The following is a 16,906-nucleotide window of genomic DNA, read 5'->3' on the forward strand; positions in this document are numbered from 1 at the left end:
GAATTGGAGATCGAGATGGTCAAGAGCTTCTCCCGCCCCCTGAAGATGCTGGGTCTGGCCGCGATGGTCAGCCTGGCCGCCTTGTCCGCTCAGGCCCAGCCGGCCCCCGGTCCCGGCATGCCCCCGCCCCCGCACGAGATGCGCGGCGGCCCCGGCCACCACCCCATGGGTCTGATGGACGCCCGCCTGATGAAGGAGGCCGGTGTGTCCGATGCGCAGCGCGCCCAGATCAAGCAGATCTTCGACGCCGCCCGCAACGACCTGAAGGGTCAGCGCGACACCGAGCGCCAACTGCACGAACGTCTGCATGCGCTGTTCCTGGCACCGACCGTCGACGCCAACGCCGTCGAGCAGGCGCGCCAGCAACTGTCGGCCCAGCGCGAGGTCGCCTCCAAGCGCCTGAGCCTGGCGATGATCGACGCCTCCCGCGTGCTGACGCCCGAGCAGCGCGCCAAGCTCTCGGAGCTGAGCAAGCAGCGCCGCGAGAAGATGAAGGAGCACATGCAGGAACGCATGCAGCACTGGAAGGATCGCAAGGTCCAGGGCGGGAATCCGGACAATCCCGTTCCCAAGCCTTTCACTGATCGCTGAGCGCGGAGAGGACGGCTATGCTTCAGACTTTCGATGAGTCCGCGGCGCGCGGTTCGGCCGATCTGGGCCGGGCGGCGGCCGCCTCGCAACGCCCGATGAATCCACGACTGCTCCTGATCGACGACGATGCCCGCCTCACCGCGATGCTGGGCGACTATCTCAGCGGCGCCGGTTTCGAGGTCAGCTTCGCCGGCTCGCTGACGCAAGGCCGTGCCGAGCTCGAGAACGGCCAGTTCGAGCTGCTGGTGCTGGACTTGATGCTTCCGGACGGCGATGGTCTGGAGTTCTGCCGTCAGCTGCGCGGCGACAAGCGTTGGCGCCGTCTGCCGGTGCTGATGCTGTCCGCGCGCGGCGAGCCGATGGACCGCATCCTCGGCCTGGAGCTGGGCGCCGACGACTATCTGCCCAAGCCCTTCGAGCCGCGTGAGCTGCAGGCCCGCGTGAAGGCGCTGCTACGCCGTACCGAGCCGCAGGCCATGGGCGACGAGGTGTTGCGCTTCGGCCGTCTGGAGATCGATCTGGCAGCGCGCCAGGTGCGTCTGGACGGCAACGCCTGCGACCTGACCAGCCACCAGTTCGACCTGCTCGTCGTGCTGGCGCAAAGCCCGGGCCGGGTCCTGTCGCGCGACCAGATCATGGATGCGCTCAAGGGCCATCCGCTGGAAGCCTTCGATCGGTCGATCGACGTGCACATCTCGCGCATCCGCTCGGTCATCGAGGACGATGCCAAGAACCCGCGGCGCGTGCTGACGGTGCGCGGCGCCGGCTACGTCTTCGCGCGCAAGCAGGACGCCGAAGGCCTCGAGTGAGGCCTTGAGCGAGGCATCGGGGCCGCAGGTCGGCCTGTCTTTGAAACCGGCCCAGCCAGTCAAGTAAGCGAAGTCAGTGAAGGCGCTGTATCTGCGGATCTACATCACCGTCGTGGTGGTGTTGTTGGCGTTCGCGCTTGGCTCGGCGTGGCTCTTCCAGGGGCGCATCGAGCAGGAGCGCGGTACTTTCGAGCAGGCCGCGTCGGAGCGGCTGGTGGCCATGGCCGTGCTGGTACAGCGCGCGCTGCCGCCGCCCACGGCGACCGTGGATGAGCAATCCGATGCGATCGAGGATTGGGGCCAACGGCTGCGGATGGCGCTGGCCCTCGAGGACGCGCGCGGCAAGCGCATCGGCGCTTCGCCGATGTTCGAGCGCCGCGAGGATCTGCCCGGCTCGCGCATCCAGCGCATTCCGCTCGATGACGGCCGGCATCTGCTCTTCTTGAGACTGGCGCGTCCGCCGGGGGCTTCGGCACCGATGGGCCAGCCGGCCTTTGATCCCGAGGGGCGGGCGAGCGGCGCGCGTCGCTTCGAGCGCCGCGACCCGCTGTTCGGTGGTCCCGCCGGTCCGCCCGAGGCGCGTGATCGGCCGCGCGAGGCCAAGCCAGATACCCGTCCCGAGACCGAATCCATCCGCCAGCGCATGCTGGAGCGACTGGAACAGCAGCGCCGCGAGGACGCGGCCAATGCGTCCTGGTTCCCGGGCTGGATTCCGCGCCCCAGCGGCGAGGCGCTGGCCGTGTTGCTGGCGGTGCTCTTCCTGGCGGTGGCCGGCGGGGCGTATCCGGTGGTGCGCCGGCTGACGCGTCGGCTGGAATCGCTGAAGTCGGGCATGGAGCAGTTCGGCTCCGGTGACCTGGGCTTCCGCGTGCAGGACCACGGCAAGGATGAGGTCGCCGCGCTGGCGGGCAGCTTCAACAAGGCCGCGGAGCAGATCGAGACCTTGCTGCGCTCGCACAAGAGCCTGTTGGCGAATGCGAGCCACGAGCTGCGCTCCCCGCTGGCGCGGCTCAAGATGGCCTTCGCGATGCTGGAGGATGCGTCACCGGCGCAGCGGGCGCGGCTGGGGCAGGAGATCAACACCAACATCGCCGAGCTGGATGCGCTGGTCGAGGAAGTGTTGCTGGCGAGTCGGCTGGAGGGTGGGGCGCAGTCGCTGCGGCCGGAGCGGGTCGATCTGGTCGCGGTGGCGGCGGAGTCGGCGGCGCGGGCGAGCGCGGAGCTTGAGGTCGAGCCCGGGTTGGAGCATGTGACCCTGAATGCGGATGAGCGGTTGATTCGTCGAGCGTTGCGCAATTTGCTGGAGAACGCGCGCCGCTATGGCGGACCGGTGGTCGAGGTGAAGCTGCGTCGATCGGGGCAGTCGCAGATCGAGATCCAGGTCTGTGATCGCGGGCCGGGTGTGCCTGAGCCCATGCGGGAACGGATCTTCGAAGCGTTCTTCCGGATGCCGGGGCATGCGGAGGTCTCGGGGGGCGTGGGGCTCGGGTTGAGCTTGGTGCGCCAGATCGCGATCGCGCATCAAGGCTCGGTGCGCTGCGATCCTCGTGAGGGTGGTGGAAGCTGCTTTGTGATCACGCTGCCGTTGACCTGATGCCGCCTGCGCGAGTCACTTGATCTCGCGCCGATGGACCAAGGCCAGCAAGACGCACAACCCCGTGGCCGCCGCGGCCAGCCCCACCGACGCCGCGCTCCAGAACCCCATCGCGCCTTGCATGATCGCCGGCAGCTCGACCTCGTGGTCGCCGAACGCCAGCCAGTAGCCGCCGCCCAATCCCAGCCCCCAGATCGCGAACGCATAGATCAGCATCGGCGCGGTCGCGATGTGATGCGCGCGCAGCACGAAAGCGGACACCGTCTGCCCCGCGTCCGCGACGTGGAACAGCCAGACCCAGCCCAGCAGCGGCAGCGCGGCCGCGATGATGGCCGCGTCATTCGTGTACAGCCCCAGCACCTGCCCGCGCAGCGAGAAGATCAGCGCCCCCAGCACGAACGCGATCCCCAGCGCGATCTCCAGCCCGTGCCAGCCCAGCCGTCGCGCGGCCGCGTAATCGCGCGCGCCCAGCGCCTGCGCCACCAGCGTGCTGCAGGCGTTGGCCTGCGCCAGCGGCAGCATGAACATCATCGCCACCAGATTCGCGCAGAGCTGATGCCCCGCCACCGGCGTCGTCCCCAAGCGCGCGATGAAGATGGCCATGAAAGTGAAGCCCGTCACCTCGATCAACACCGACGCGCCCATCGGGATGCCCAGCTTCAGCAGCCGCGTCAGGGTCTCCTTGCGCGGTCGATGCAGCCCGCCCGCCCCGAAGCCGAAACCGGCATAGAACGGATCCTTGCGCAGCACCACCAGCGCGATCAGCAGCTGGCTCCACATCACGAGCGCCGTCGCGATCGCGCAGCCCACCGCGCCCAGCGCCGGCACCTGGAACGGGCCCAGCGTGAATCCGCCGATCAGCAGCGCGCTGGCCGGGAACTTCAGCACCAGTCCGCCGATCTGCAGCGCCATCACCGCCTTGGGTCGAGACACCGCCGTGTTGAAGCCGCGATACGCGGTGAACAGCAGCGCGGCCGGGAGCGCGACGCCCAGCATGCGCAGGTAGTCGCGCACCTTGGCGGCGATCTCGCCCTCGGCATGCGAGAGCGCCAGGAAGGGCTGTGGGAACCACAGGATGAGCTCCCCGATCACCGTCAGCCCCAGCGCCAGCCAAGCCGCCTGATGCAGGCTGTCGCCCGCCTCGGCGATGCGCTTGGCGCCGAAGAGCTGCCCCGCCAGCGGCGAGATGGCCAGCACCACGCCCATCAACCCGACGAAGACCGAGGTGTAGACCGCCGATCCCACCGCCAGCGCGGCCAGGTCCGTCGCCGAATGGCGCGCCACCAGCAGCGTGTCGATGGTCGAGTAGGCCAGCACCGCCAGCTGCCCGATGAACACGGGCCACGCGAGCGGCAGGATCTGGCGCAGGCTCTGCAGACGGGGATTCAAGCGCCGTCCTTTCGACCGCCGGCCTTGCCGCCGGGATCGACCTTGTCGGCCTTGCCGATCTCGTTGACCTCGCCGAGCCCATCGGTGGCGTCGGTGGCGTCGGTCGCGTCGCCCGCGTGGCGGTTCTCGATCGCCCGCTCCGCATAGCGATTGAAGCGCCATGCCGTGGCTTCAATGGTGATGCGGCGCCAGGTCGCGCGCTTCTCGCCGGGCGTCAGGACCGGCCAGTTCTGCACCTCGTCGAACGTGCGTCCGCAGCCCTTGCAGAGCTCATCGCCCTGGCTCGTCGAGCAGATCGCGATGCAGGGCGCGTCCGGCGTGGTGTCGTACCAGGCGAGCCACGCGTCGCGTGCCCGCTCGGGCATGGAATCCTCGTCGCACTCGGTCTCGTGATGGAAGACCATCAGCGCATAGACCTCGGCCAGCGCGCGCAGCGGCGGTACCAGCGACACGCCGTCGCCGGGTTCGCGCCGCCGCCACCAGTTGATCGCGGACTCGAGGTCGGTGATGTGGATGCCAGCCATCGCTCAGTAATCCAGTCCCATCGCGCTGCGCACCTCGCGCAGCGTCTTGCGCGCCACCGCGCGGGCGCGCTCCGTGCCGACCTCGACGATCCAGTGGACCTTCTTGGGGTCGGCCAGCAGCTCCTCGGCGCGCTCGCGCCATGGCGCCTGCTCGTCGTGGATCGCGTCGATCAGCGGCTGCTTGCAGTCCAGGCAGCCGATGCCCGCGCTGCGGCAGCCGGACTCGACCCAGGCGCGCGTGTCGCCGTCGGTGTAGACCTTGTGCAGCGCCCAGACCGGGCAGCGCTCGGGCTCACCCGGATCGCCGCGGCGCACGCGCTGCGGATCGGTGGGCATGCGCCGCACCTTCTCGGTCACGACCTCCGGCGCGTCGCGCATCGCGATCGCGTTGTCGTAGGTCTTGCTCATCTTGCGGCCGTCCAGCCCCGGCAGGCGCGAGGTCTCGGTCATCAGCGCCTGCGGCTCGGGCAGCAGCGGCGTCGTGTGCTGGCGGTACAGGTGATTGAATCGCCGCGCCACTTCGCGCGTGACCTCGACGTGCGGCGCCTGGTCCTCGCCCACCGGCACGAACGCCGCCTTGTAGATCAGGATGTCCGCCGCCTGCAGCAGCGGGTAGCCCAGGAAGCCGTAGGTCGCCAGCTCGCGGTTCTCGGCCACCACGTCCTTGTAGCTGGGCATGCGCTCCAGCCAGCTCGAGGGCGTGCTCATCGCCAGCAGGGTGAACAGCTCGGCGTGCTCGGGCATGCGGCTCTGGATGAAGAGCGTGGCCTGCTCGGGATCGACGCCGGCCGCCAGCCAGTCCACGACCATGTCGTAGACGCTCTGCTCCAGGCCTTCGCGGTGCTGGTAATGCGTGGTCAGCGCATGCCAGTCGGCGACGAAGAAAAAGCAGTCGTAGGCCGACTGCAGGCGCACCCAGTTCTTGAGGGCGCCATGATAGTGGCCGAGGTGCAGCGCGCCGGTGGGGCGCATGCCGGAGAGCACGCGCTGGCGCGGGAGAGGGGGCGTTTGATCGGTCATGGCGAAAGGCTGCGGCGCGCCCGGTGCGCGCTTCACGCGGGATCGGAAGACGCGTGAGGGCGCTGCGAGGCGGGAGGGCGATTGTAGGGAGCGGCGGTCCCGCGCCGGGCGGTTCGCGTCCTTGCCCTTGGCTACACTGCCGGCCCATGAAGAACATCGTGATCCTGATCTCCGGCCGCGGCTCCAACATGGAGGCCATCGTCAAGGCCTGCGCCGGCGAGCAATGGCCGGCGCGCATCGCCGCCGTGATCAGCAACCGGCCCGATGCGGGCGGTCTTGAGTTCGCCCGCTCGCACGGGATCGCCACCGCGGTCGTCGATCACAAGGCCTTCGGCAAGGGCGACGCCGCACGCGTTGCCTTCGACGCCGAACTCCAACGCGTCATCGACGGCTTCGATCCGGATCTGGTCGTGCTGGCCGGCTTCATGCGCATCCTGACGCCAGGCTTCACCGGGCATTACGCGGGGCGGATGCTCAACGTTCACCCCTCGTTGCTGCCGGCCTTCCCGGGCCTGCACACGCATCAGCGCGCGATCGAGTCGGGCTGCCGCGCCGCGGGCGCGACGGTGCATTTCGTGACCGCCGAGCTGGATCACGGACCCATCGTCGCCCAGGCGGTGGTGCCGGTGCTGGATGGGGATGACGAGGCGGCGCTGGCCGCGCGCGTGCTCAAGCTGGAGCACCGCATGTATCCGAGCGCCGTGCGCTGGTTCGTCGAGGGCCGCCTGGCCATCGAGGGCGCGCGCGTGTTGCATCGCGCCGGCGAGACGCAGCTCTTCGTCTGACCGGGGCGATCAGCCCAGCATGCCCGCCAGGAAGTTGATCGTCAGCGCCAGCACCACGGTGTTGAACACGAAGGCCTGGAGCGTCTGCACCAGCACCAGCCTTCTGATCGGGCGCGAGCTCACCTCGACATCCGAGGTCTGGGAGGTCGATGCCACCGTGGCGGCAAAGTAGACGAAGTCCAGGTAGTCGGGCATTTCCTCGTCGTCGCCGGGGAACTCCAGCCCGTGCGGCGCCTGCGGGCCGCTGTGGAACATCGCCGCATAGGCCAGCGCGAACTCCACCGGCAGCAACAGCCAGGACCCGGTGAGCGTCGCCGAGGCGATCAGCAGATGCGGCCAGCCGCCGATGATGCCGGCGGTCTTCACCTGGGCCAGCTCCAGCACGATGGCGGCCATGCTCGCGGCGCCGCCGACCATGGCCAGGATGAGCACGGTGAAGACGCCGTCGGCCAGGGCACGGGCCTGGTCCTCGACGTCCTCCGCGTCGGTGCGCAGCATCATCCAGCCGAGCAGGATCAGGTAAGTCCAGACGCCGGCGCTCCAGCCCATCAGCGCGCGGGTGTGCCAGGCCAGGCCCTCGGGCCAGGCGGCGGCCAGCAGCGCACCGACCGCGGCGCCGATCAGCAGGCGAGGGCGGCGTTTGATCTGGTGCAGCAGTGGCATGAGCGGGCGCGAGGGTGCGAGCCGCTCAGTCCGGCAGCCGCGCGAAGCGGGGCTGGCTCAGACCGTCGATGACGACATCGCCGAAGAACATGTCGTAGGGGCGGACCCACAGCCCGCTGTCGTTGTACAGCGGTGCATAGAGCACCAGCGGCTCCAGCGTCTCGCTGTGGCGGACCACGCCGCGGACCTCGTACTCGCCGCCCTTGTAATGCCGGTAGCGGCCAGGCAGGGCCTCGGGCAGCGGGGGCAGCGGATCACCGGTGCCATGGGCGTTGGCGGCCGTGTCGGTGGGGGAGATCGGGTTGCGGGACGGGGCGTCGCTCATGGATGGCGGGGCGGTGTGAAAGGGCGGCGACCCGCAAGTCGGTCGGCCCTGGGATAATCCGGGGATGCATCCTAATGCCCTTCTTGAACTCTGCGCCGAACTCGTGGACAGCCTGCTGCTGTTTGACAAGCCGGCCGACGCCCTGGTCTCCGACTTCTTCCGCGCCAACAAGGCGCTCGGCCAGCGCGAGCGTCACACGCTCGCCGAAACCGCCTACGCCGTGCTGCGCCGCCGCCCGCTGCTGCAGCATCTGGCCCAGTCCGGCCACGGTCCGATGGCGCGCCGGCTGGCGATCCTCGCCTGGGCCGGCAACGACGCCTTCCTGCGCGGCGCCCTCAGCGACCAGGAGCAGCAATGGCTCAAGCAGGTCGCGAAGATCGACCGCAACAAGCTGCCCGAGAAGCTGCGTCACAACCTCCCGGAATGGCTGGTTGACCCGCTGCGCCAACGCCTGGGCGACGAGGAGTTCTGGAAGCTCGCCGATGCGATCAACGAGTCCGCGCCGCTGGATCTGCGTGTCAACCTGCTGAAGGCCAAGCGTGAGGACGTGCAGGCGGCGCTCGAGGCCAAGGGCTTCAAGTCGACGCCGACGCCGTTCTCCCCGTGGGGCCTGCGTCTGGAGGGAAAACCGGCGTTGCAGAAGCTGGACGTGTTCACCAGCGGCCAGGTCGAGGTCCAGGACGAGGGCAGCCAGTTGCTGTCGTTGCTGACCGAAGCCAAGCGCGGCGAAATGGTGGTGGACTTCTGTGCAGGCGCGGGCGGCAAGACCCTGGCGCTGGGCGCGGCGATGCGCAACACCGGTCGGCTGTACGCCTTCGACGTGTCGGGCCATCGACTGGACAAGCTCAAGCCGCGTCTGGCGCGCAGCGGGCTGTCCAACGTCTACCCGGTGCAGATCTCCAGCGAGCGCGATGAGCGCGTCAAGCGCTTGGTAGGCAAGATCGACCGGGTGCTGGTCGACGCACCATGCTCGGGCCTCGGAACGCTGCGCCGCAATCCCGATCTGAAATGGCGTCATTCCCCCAACGCCGTCCAGGAGTTGCATGACAAGCAGATCGCGATCCTGAACAGTGCTTCCCGCATGCTGAAGCCGGGTGGTCGGCTGGTCTACGCGACCTGCAGCCTGCTGGACGAGGAGAACGAGGCGGTCGCCCAGGCCTTCGCCGAGGCGCATCCCGAATTCACGCTGCTGCCCGCCCAGGACGTGCTGGCCCATGCACAGGTTGATCCTGCGCAGGCGGCGGTGCTGTCGGACAACGGCTATCTGCGTCTGTGGCCGCATCGCCATCAGAGCGACGGCTTCTTCGCCGCTGTCTGGGAGCGCAAGAAGTAATCCTTCTTGCGAACACACGGAAACCCCGATGCCATCGGGGGCTGCGCGATGTCCACTCGATCACGCCCGCAGGTGCTTCCGGCGCGGAAGCGTCAAAAGACCGGTGGCTTCCGGGTGTTGATCGTGGGCGAAATCTAGAGTGACTCGCCTACAATCGTGGCTTCTTGTCGACAACTGGCTCTTCGCGAGCAGGGTTAGGACCGAATGAACGTTTTGATGTCTGTGCACGACGCTCTCCTGAATTGGCTGAGCGATGGCCTGACCGGCGCGAGCTGGTGGCAGATCGTGGTGTACACGCTGGTGGTGACGCATATCACCATCGCCGCCGTGACCATCTTCCTGCACCGCGCGCAGGCGCACCGCGCGCTGGACCTGGGGCCCATCCCCTCGCACTTCTTCCGCTTCTGGCTGTGGATGACCACGGGCATGGTCACGCGCGAATGGGTCGCGATCCACCGCAAGCACCACGCCAAGTGCGAGACCGAGGATGACCCGCACAGCCCGGTCACCCGCGGCATCAAGACCGTGATGACCCGCGGCGCCGAGCTCTATCGCGCCGAGGCCAAGAACGAAGAGACGATCAAGAAGTTCAGCCATGGCGTCCCGGACGACTGGATCGAGCGCCACGTGTACTCGCGCCGCTCGGTCTGGGGCGTGTCGCTGATGCTGATCATCGACGTCGCGCTATTCGGCGTGGTCGGCCTGAGCGTCTGGGCCGTGCAGATGGCGTGGATCCCGATCTGGGCTGCCGGCGTGATCAACGGTGCCGGCCATTACTGGGGCTATCGGAACTTCGAGGCGACGGATGCGTCGACGAACGTGTCCCCGTGGGGGCTGATCATTGGCGGCGAAGAGCTGCACAACAACCATCACACCTATCCGACCTCGGCCAAGTTCTCGGTCAAGCCGTTCGAGTTCGACATCGGCTGGGGTTACATCCGCGCGATGGAGATGATCGGCTGGGCCAAGGTGCGCAAGACCGCGCCGCAGATGAAGACGGGCGAGCTCAAGGCCGTGGCCGACAAGGACACGCTGGAAGCGATCATCGCGAACCGCTACGAAGTGATGGCGCGTTACGCTCGTGAGCTCCGCGGCGCCTGCAAGGCCGAGCTGGCCAAGCTGAAGGACGCGGGCGAACAGCACAGCGACAAGTTCCACCAGTTCAAGGCCGCCAAGCGCTGGCTGCATCGCGACGCCGAGAAGATTCCGGCGGCGTATCAGGCTCAGCTGGATGGCGCTCGTGCTGCCAGCCCGGTGCTGGACAAGCTGGTGACGATGCGCGAGGAACTGCGTCAGCTGTGGACCCGCACGAATGTGTCGGCCGAACAGCTGGTGCACGATCTGCAAGCCTGGTGCCGCAAGGCTGAGGAAAGCGGCATCGCCGAACTGAAGGCATTCGCGCAAGGCCTGCGCGCGGTTCGGGCTTGATCGAGGCTTGAATCAGGGCGGCGTCGGCCGCGCAGAGTGACGCGTATCACTCTGCTGTTTGAACGAATGCAAAGGGCGCCCACTTCGGGCGCCTTTTTTCTTTGGCGCGCCCATAATTTGTCAGGTCTGTCACACAAGGAGATTGCTATGACTGCCTCGAAGTTGGTTCGTGGCTTGGGCGCCGGCTTGATGGTGTTGTCCCTGGGTGCTGTGGCTGCGGTCGCGCATGCGCAGGCCGAAGTGAAGTTCACCAAGCCGGAGAATTTCAGCGACATCGGCGATAACGCCCGTGATCGCGAAACCGCGATGAATCAGCTGGCTGATCACATCAAGGCGGTGGCTGCGCGCGAGCTGCCCGGCAAGCAATTGACGATCGATGTGACCGATGTGGATCTTGCGGGTGAGCTTGAGCCGCGCGGTCCAACGGGTCAGCGTCTGCGGGTGCTGCGCACGGTGACGATTCCGCGCATGGACTTCAATTACACGCTGAGCGAGAACGGTCAGGTGCTGAAGTCCGGCAAGGCGAGCATCAAGGACATGAACTATCAGCTCTCGGCGACGAATCGCTATTTCGACAGCGAACCCCTGCGCTATGAGAAGAAGATGCTGGACGACTGGTTCGCCAAGGATCTGCTGGGCAAGCAAGGCGTTGAGCGGGCATCTCGCTGACGTGTCGATGTGGCGCGGAGCCGGGCAGGGCGAGGTTTGATTGCTGAGCCCGTTTCCCCAAAAGAAAAACCCGCCGAGCGGCGGGTTTGTTCTTTCAAGGGAGGGCGGATCTGAATCCGCCAACCGGCTGAATTACTTCAGCTTGGTTTCCTTGTACAGCACGTGCTTGCGTGCCTTAGGGTCGAACTTCATGAATTCCAGCTTTTCGGGCGTGGTCTTCTTGTTCTTGTTCGTGGTGTAGAAATGACCCGTGCCGGCAGTGGATTCCAGCTTGATCTTTTCGCGTCCGCCTTTGGATGCCATGGTGTCGCTCCTGGTTCAGTGATTAGGCTTGACCGCGGGCACGCAGGTCGGCCAGCACGGCGTCAATGCCCTTCTTGTCGATCAGTCGCAGCGCGGCGTTGCTGATGCGCAGACGGACCCAGCGGTTTTCGCTTTCGACCCAGAAACGGCGGTATTGCAGGTTCGGCAGGAACCGGCGCTTGGTTTTGTTGTTGGCGTGGGAAACGTTGTTTCCGACCATGGGCTTCTTGCCCGTGACTTCGCAGACGCGTGCCATGAGGACACTCCGATACTTGTCATCCGGCGACCAACCCATTCGATCCGGCCTCATGCCGGTCCGCGGGTGGCGGCCTCACCTCGCCATAGGGTGGCGGTATCCCATCTTCCCCGCGTCGAAATCCTTCACAGGTTGTCGGCGCAAGAAAGACCGCGAGTGTAGCAGAAATGAGCCGGCCCGCGCAAAGGCGGGCCGGTCAAAGCGGTGGCGCCCCGTCGGGTGCGCTGAGCGGGACGGGTCCCCGAAATGGATCAGGCGCCTTCCTGCTCCAGGAAGCGCTGGGCGTCGAGCGCGGCCATGCAGCCGGTGCCCGCCGAGGTAATGGCCTGGCGATAGACGTGGTCCTGCACGTCACCGGCCGCGAACACGCCGGGGACGCTGGTCATCGTGGCGAAGCCTTCCAAGCCGCTCTTGGTCCGGATGTAGCCGTCTTTCATGTCGATCTGGCCGGCGAAGATGTCGGTGTTGGGCTTGTGGCCGATGGCGATGAAGCAGCCTTGCAGCTTGACGTCGGTGGTCGTGCCGTCCTGCGTACTCTTGATGCGCACGCCGGTGACGCCGCTCGCGTCGCCCAGCACCTCGTCCAGCGTGTGGAAGACGTGCAGCTCGACCTTGCCGGCCTTGACCTTGTCCATCAGCTTGTCGACCAGGATGGGCTCGGCGCGGAATTTGTCGCGGCGGTGGATCAGGTGGACCTTGCTGGCGATGTTGGACAGGTACAGCGCTTCCTCGACCGCAGTGTTGCCGCCGCCGACGACGCAGACTTCCTGCTCGCGATAGAAGAAGCCGTCGCAGGTCGCGCAGGCGCTGACGCCGCGGCCCATGAAGGACTCCTCCGACGGGAGGCCCAGGTACTGCGCCGAGGCGCCGGTGGCCAGGATGACCGCGTCAGCCGTGTACACGGCGCTGTCGCCGGTCAGCGTGAAAGGACGCTTGGAGAAATCGACCGTGTTGATGTGGTCGAAGACGATCTCGGTCTGGAAGCGCTCGGCGTGTTCCTGGAAGCGCTGCATCAGCTCCGGACCTTGCACGCCCATCACGTCGGCCGGCCAGTTGTCGACTTCGGTGGTGGTCATCAGCTGGCCGCCTTGCGCCATGCCGGTGACCAGCAGCGGCTTGAGGTTGGCGCGGGCCGCATAGATGGCGGCGGTGTAGCCGGCGGGGCCGGACCCGAGAATCAGCAGTTGGGCGTGGCGAGTGGTTTGGCTCATGGCTCGGAGATGGGGAGTTCGGGGGCGAACGCAAGGGTCGGAAGGCTACGGCCTAAACCCTATGAACAACCGTGAACAAATTGGCACAATGCATCCATTCTAGGTGGCGGGTCCCTCTGCCATCCTGACGACTTTGATTGACCCTAACCCCCGACAGGAGTGACCGCTTCATGGCCATGTTGTCCAACTTGGATCTGATTCGCAGGGTCCCGCTTTTCTCCCTGCTGACCGCCGACCAGGCCCAGTCCATCGCCGACAGCGTCGTCAAGCGGCGCTTCAAACGCGGTGAGCTGATCGTCGAGCAGGGCACGAAATCCAACGCGCTGTTCATCCTGCTGAACGGCCGCGCCCGTGTGCTGACCGCCGACAGCCGCGGCCGCGAAGTGATCCTGGCGGTGTTGCAGCCGGGCGACTATGTCGGCGAAATGAGCCTCATCGACAACGAGCCGCATTCGGCCACGGTCCGCGCCGAGGTGCAGACCGACATGTTGGTGCTGGGTCGCGCCGACTTCGCACGCGGCCTGCCCGAGCCCTCGTCGCTGGCCTACGGCATCTTGCGCGGTCTCGTGGCGCGCCTGCGTAACGCGGACCGCCAGATCGAGTCGCTCGCGCTGCTCGACGTGTACGGCCGTGTGGCGCGCACGCTGCTGGACATGGCCGAGGAAGAGAAGGGCGTGAAGATCATCCGCGGCAAGGTGTCCCGCCAGGACATGGCCAAGGTGGTCGGCGCCTCGCGCGAAATGGTCAGCCGCGTCATGAAGGACCTCGAGGACAAGGGCGTCATCGAGACCCTCGAGAACGGCTCCGTCGTCATCAAGGAACGGCTGCAGCACGATTGAGCTCGGTCCTGATCGCGTTCAACGAATCTTCACCTTGCGGACCGGCCCCGCGCCTGAAGCGCGAGGCTTGTGCGTCACAATGACGGGATGAGTTTTCCCGGTTCCCTGCTGGGCGGCGACGAGGCCGCCACCGAGCGTCCCGCTCCTACGCGCAAGCCCAAGAAAGCGACCAAGTCGCCGGCGGCCGCGCCCACACCGGCGAGCCCGCTGCGCACGCCGCTGTGGCTGCTGGTCTGCGGTCTGGCGTGGTGCCTGGTCTTGCTCGCGCTGGTCAGCCACGACCGAGCGGACGCCGCCTTCAGTACCGCCGGCAGCAACCCGCTGACGCACAACCGGGTCGGCGCGCTGGGGGCCTGGATCTCCGACCTGCTGCTGTTCGGCTTCGGCTACTCCTGCTGGTGGCTGATGCTGGTGTCGCTGCGCTCCTGGCTCAGCGGCCTGGCGCGTCTGCTGCGCGCCGACGACAGCGTGAACCCGACCTTGAAGGACCGCCTGCCCACGCTCGGCGGCCTGGCGCTGCTGATGAGCGCGAGCTGCGCGCTCGAGTGGACCCGCCTGTACGGCTGGGAATCTCATCTCCCCGGCCATGCCGGCGGCGTGCTGGGCTATCTGCTGGGCCCGACCAGCATGAAGCTGCTGGGCTTCGCCGGCTCGGGCGTGGTGTGGATCGCCGCGCTGGTGACGGGCGTGTCGTTGGCGCTGAAGTTCTCGTGGCTGCGTCTGGCCGAGCAGATCGGCACCACCATCGAGAACCTGCGCGAGAAGCGTGAATCGCGCCGCGAGATCGCCGAGGACACGCGCGTCGGCAAGGAAGCCAAGCGCGAGCGCGAGGCCGTCGTCGAGGTCGAGCGTCACATCGAGGAGGAGCACCACATCCCGATCGTGATCGAGCCGCCGGTGGTGGAAGTCCCCAAATCCACGCGCGTCATCAAGGAACGCCAGCAGACGCTGTTCACCGATCCGAGCGACGCGAAGCTGCCGCAGGTTGACCTGCTGGACGCGCCGCCTCCCCGCATCGAGACCGTCACGCCCGAGTCGCTGGAAATGACCAGCCGCATGATCGAGAAGAAGTTGAAGGACTTCGGCGTCGAGGTGCGGGTGGTGGCGGCCTCGCCCGGTCCCGTGATCACGCGCTACGAGATCGAGCCGGCGACCGGCGTGAAGGGCTCGCAGATCCTGGGTCTGGCCAAGGATCTGGCGCGCTCGCTGAGCCTGACGTCCATCCGCGTCGTCGAGACGATTCCGGGCAAGAACTACATGGCGCTGGAACTGCCCAATGCGCGGCGCCAGACCATCCGGCTGTCGGAGATCCTGGGCTCACAGGTCTACGCGGATGCGTCGTCCGCGCTGACCATGGGTCTGGGCAAGGACATCGTGGGCCTGCCGGTGGTGGCGGACCTGGCGAAGATGCCGCACTGCCTGGTGGCCGGCACGACCGGCTCGGGCAAGTCGGTGGGCATCAACGCGATGATCCTGTCGCTGCTCTACAAGGCCGAGGCCCGCGACGTCCGCCTGATCCTGATCGATCCGAAGATGCTGGAAATGAGCGTCTATGAAGGCATCCCGCATCTGCTGGCCCCGGTGGTCACCGACATGAAGCAGGCGGGCAACGCGCTCAACTGGTGCGTCAACGAGATGGAGCGGCGCTACAAGCTGATGTCCAAGCTGGGCGTGCGCAACCTGGCCGGCTACAACAAGAAGATCGCCGACGCCGCCGAGCGCGAAGAGAAGATTCCCAACCCGTTCAGCCTCACGCCCGAGGAGCCGGAGCCGCTGGACCGGCTGCCCCACATCGTTGTCGTCATCGACGAGCTGGCCGATCTGATGATGGTGGTCGGCAAGAAGATCGAGGAGCTGATCGCGCGCTTGGCGCAGAAGGCCCGCGCCGCCGGCATCCACCTGATCCTGGCCACGCAGCGTCCGTCGGTCGACGTCATCACCGGCCTGATCAAGGCCAACATTCCGACGCGTCTGTCGTTCCAGGTCTCGAGCAAGATCGACTCGCGGACCATCCTGGACCAGATGGGCGCCGAAGCGCTGCTGGGCATGGGCGACATGCTCTACATGGCCTCGGGCACCGGCTTGCCGGTGCGCGTGCACGGCGCCTTCGTCAGTGACGACGAGGTGCACCGCGTCGTCCAGTACCTGAAGGAGCAGGGCGGCGAGCCCAACTACATCGAGGGCATCCTCGAGGGCGGCGTGCTCGATGGCGACGGCGGCGGCGACGGCCTGCCGGGACTGGCCGCCGGCGGTGATGGAGAGTCCGATCCGATGTACGACCAGGCGGTGGCCGTGGTGCTGCAGCAAAAGCGCGCGTCGATCTCGCTGGTGCAGCGCCATCTGCGCATCGGCTACAACCGGGCGGCCCGCTTGCTGGAGCAGATGGAGAAATCCGGCCTGGTGTCCTCGATGGCCACCAACGGCAACCGCGACCTCATCGTGCCCAAGCGCGACGAGTGATCCCGCCCATGACCTTCACACTCTCGACTGCGATGACCTCTTCGATCCGATCCTTCGCCGCGCGCGCGCTGGCCGGCCTGGCGCTCAGCGGCGCGGCCGCGATGGCCCACGCCGACGGCGTCAGCGCGCTGCAGAGCTTCGTCAGCGAGGTCAAGAGTGGCCGCGCGAGCTTCACCCAGACGGTGACATCGCCGGACGGCAAGCGCAAGAAGACCAGCACCGGCAGCTTCGAGTTCCAGCGTCCGAATCAGTTCCGCTTCAGCTATGGGAAGCCGTCGGACCAGGTCATCGTCGGCGATGGCAAGGAAGTCTGGGTCTACGACCCCGACCTGATGCAGGCCAGCGTCCGCAACATGGACCAGGCGCTGGGTGCGACGCCGGTGGCGCTGCTGGCCGGTGGTGACCTGTCCAAGGATTTCACGCTCAAGGCGCAACCGGCCGTCGGTGGCGTCGAATGGGTGCAGGCCACGCCCAAGCGCGACGGCGCCGGGCTGCAGAGCCTGCGTCTGGGCTTCAAGGGACGTGAGCTCTCCGCGCTGGAGATCGTCGACGGCTTCGGCCAGCATTCGGTGATGCAGTTCAGCGCGGTCGAGGTCAACGCCAAGGTGCCGGCCGAGCGCTTCCGCTTCACGCCGCCGGCCGGTGTCGACGTCGTGCGGCAACAGGCGCCGAAGCAGCCCTGATTCTTCGCGCTCCGCTCCCCACGT

The 16,906-nt window shown here is 67.1% G+C and carries 18 protein-coding genes; 10 read left to right on the plus strand and 8 right to left on the minus strand.

Translation table 11 applies throughout. The features are described 5' to 3' along the window. Window positions 1–15 precede the first annotated feature (15 nt). From ABDW59_RS14095 to ABDW59_RS14105, 3 genes are all read left to right on the plus strand, one after another. A complete protein-coding gene (locus tag ABDW59_RS14095) occupies window positions 16–591 on the plus strand; it encodes a Spy/CpxP family protein refolding chaperone (RefSeq protein WP_343630474.1) in 576 nt (191 codons plus the stop codon). Between the two features lie 95 nt (window positions 592–686). Then, entirely contained in the window at window positions 687–1,400 is a 714-nt protein-coding gene (locus ABDW59_RS14100; protein ID WP_343630522.1) for a response regulator transcription factor, read from the plus strand. A gap of 76 nt (window positions 1,401–1,476) precedes the next feature. Then, entirely contained in the window at window positions 1,477–2,994 is a 1,518-nt protein-coding gene (locus ABDW59_RS14105) for an ATP-binding protein (protein WP_343630475.1), read from the plus strand. Window positions 2,995–3,009: 15 nt separating this feature from the next. Here the strand turns inward: ABDW59_RS14105 and ABDW59_RS14110 are convergent, their stop codons facing one another. From ABDW59_RS14110 to trpS, 3 genes are read right to left on the minus strand one after another with little or no spacing between them, the layout of a single operon-like run. Continuing rightward, window positions 3,010–4,383 carry an MATE family efflux transporter gene (locus tag ABDW59_RS14110; protein WP_343630476.1) on the minus strand — a complete coding sequence of 458 codons (1,374 nt, stop codon included), beginning with the start codon at window positions 4,381–4,383 and terminating at the stop codon, window positions 3,010–3,012. Continuing rightward, window positions 4,380–4,907, minus strand: coding sequence for a DUF3717 domain-containing protein (locus ABDW59_RS14115; protein WP_343630477.1), 528 nt, complete (start codon window positions 4,905–4,907; stop codon window positions 4,380–4,382). The genes ABDW59_RS14110 and ABDW59_RS14115 overlap by 4 nt, the downstream gene beginning before the upstream one ends. Window positions 4,908–4,910: 3 nt before the next feature. Next, entirely contained in the window at window positions 4,911–5,927 is a 1,017-nt protein-coding gene (trpS, locus tag ABDW59_RS14120) for a tryptophan--tRNA ligase (protein ID WP_343630478.1), read from the minus strand. A gap of 146 nt (window positions 5,928–6,073) precedes the next feature. On the opposite strand from trpS, the gene purN reads away from it, so the two are divergent. Next, window positions 6,074–6,712 carry a phosphoribosylglycinamide formyltransferase gene (gene purN, locus ABDW59_RS14125; protein WP_343630479.1) on the plus strand — a complete coding sequence of 213 codons (639 nt, stop codon included), beginning with the start codon at window positions 6,074–6,076 and terminating at the stop codon, window positions 6,710–6,712. A 9-nt stretch (window positions 6,713–6,721) separates the two neighbouring features. On the opposite strand, the gene ABDW59_RS14130 is transcribed toward purN, so the two are convergent. After that, entirely contained in the window at window positions 6,722–7,375 is a 654-nt protein-coding gene (locus ABDW59_RS14130) for a DUF1345 domain-containing protein (RefSeq protein WP_343630480.1), read from the minus strand. Between the two features lie 25 nt (window positions 7,376–7,400). After that, window positions 7,401–7,673: a DUF1653 domain-containing protein gene (locus tag ABDW59_RS14135; protein WP_343630523.1), complete on the minus strand. Its 273-nt coding sequence runs from the start codon at window positions 7,671–7,673 to the stop codon at window positions 7,401–7,403. A gap of 91 nt (window positions 7,674–7,764) precedes the next feature. Between ABDW59_RS14135 and ABDW59_RS14140 the strand changes: the two genes are divergently transcribed. The 3 genes from ABDW59_RS14140 (at window position 7,765) to ABDW59_RS14150 (ending at window position 11,130) form a co-directional block, all read left to right on the plus strand. After that, complete coding sequence (locus ABDW59_RS14140; RefSeq protein WP_343630481.1) at window positions 7,765–9,033, plus strand: RsmB/NOP family class I SAM-dependent RNA methyltransferase; 1,269 nt, start codon at window positions 7,765–7,767, stop codon at window positions 9,031–9,033. 204 nt (window positions 9,034–9,237) lie between these two features. Further along, window positions 9,238–10,461 carry a fatty acid desaturase gene (locus ABDW59_RS14145; RefSeq protein WP_343630482.1) on the plus strand — a complete coding sequence of 408 codons (1,224 nt, stop codon included), beginning with the start codon at window positions 9,238–9,240 and terminating at the stop codon, window positions 10,459–10,461. A gap of 147 nt (window positions 10,462–10,608) precedes the next feature. Continuing rightward, complete coding sequence (locus ABDW59_RS14150) at window positions 10,609–11,130, plus strand: DUF3016 domain-containing protein (RefSeq protein WP_343630483.1); 522 nt, start codon at window positions 10,609–10,611, stop codon at window positions 11,128–11,130. Between the two features lie 132 nt (window positions 11,131–11,262). Here ABDW59_RS14150 and rpmG read toward each other — a convergent pair whose 3' ends face one another. From rpmG to trxB, 3 genes are all read right to left on the minus strand, one after another. Beyond that, window positions 11,263–11,433, minus strand: coding sequence for a 50S ribosomal protein L33 (rpmG, locus tag ABDW59_RS14155; RefSeq protein ID WP_058934741.1), 171 nt, complete (start codon window positions 11,431–11,433; stop codon window positions 11,263–11,265). 22 nt (window positions 11,434–11,455) lie between these two features. After that, window positions 11,456–11,689 (minus strand): 50S ribosomal protein L28, encoded by a 234-nt coding sequence (rpmB, locus tag ABDW59_RS14160; RefSeq protein ID WP_022979438.1) that lies wholly within the window; start codon window positions 11,687–11,689, stop codon window positions 11,456–11,458. Between the two features lie 251 nt (window positions 11,690–11,940). Then, window positions 11,941–12,900: a thioredoxin-disulfide reductase gene (trxB, locus tag ABDW59_RS14165; protein WP_343630484.1), complete on the minus strand. Its 960-nt coding sequence runs from the start codon at window positions 12,898–12,900 to the stop codon at window positions 11,941–11,943. A 170-nt stretch (window positions 12,901–13,070) separates the two neighbouring features. On the opposite strand from trxB, the gene ABDW59_RS14170 reads away from it, so the two are divergent. The 3 genes from ABDW59_RS14170 (at window position 13,071) to lolA (ending at window position 16,882) form a co-directional block, all read left to right on the plus strand. After that, the gene (locus ABDW59_RS14170) at window positions 13,071–13,739 is read left to right on the plus strand and encodes a Crp/Fnr family transcriptional regulator (protein WP_067067043.1); all 669 of its coding nucleotides are present in this window, start codon (window positions 13,071–13,073) and stop codon (window positions 13,737–13,739) included. Between the two features lie 87 nt (window positions 13,740–13,826). Next, window positions 13,827–16,199, plus strand: coding sequence for a DNA translocase FtsK 4TM domain-containing protein (locus tag ABDW59_RS14175; RefSeq protein WP_343630485.1), 2,373 nt, complete (start codon window positions 13,827–13,829; stop codon window positions 16,197–16,199). A 32-nt stretch (window positions 16,200–16,231) separates the two neighbouring features. Continuing rightward, window positions 16,232–16,882 carry an outer membrane lipoprotein chaperone LolA gene (gene lolA, locus ABDW59_RS14180; protein WP_343630486.1) on the plus strand — a complete coding sequence of 217 codons (651 nt, stop codon included), beginning with the start codon at window positions 16,232–16,234 and terminating at the stop codon, window positions 16,880–16,882. The last annotated feature ends 24 nt before the right edge of the window (window positions 16,883–16,906 follow it).

It is taken from the genome of Roseateles sp. (assembly GCF_039595295.1).
Lineage (GTDB): Bacteria > Pseudomonadota > Gammaproteobacteria > Burkholderiales > Burkholderiaceae_C > Roseateles.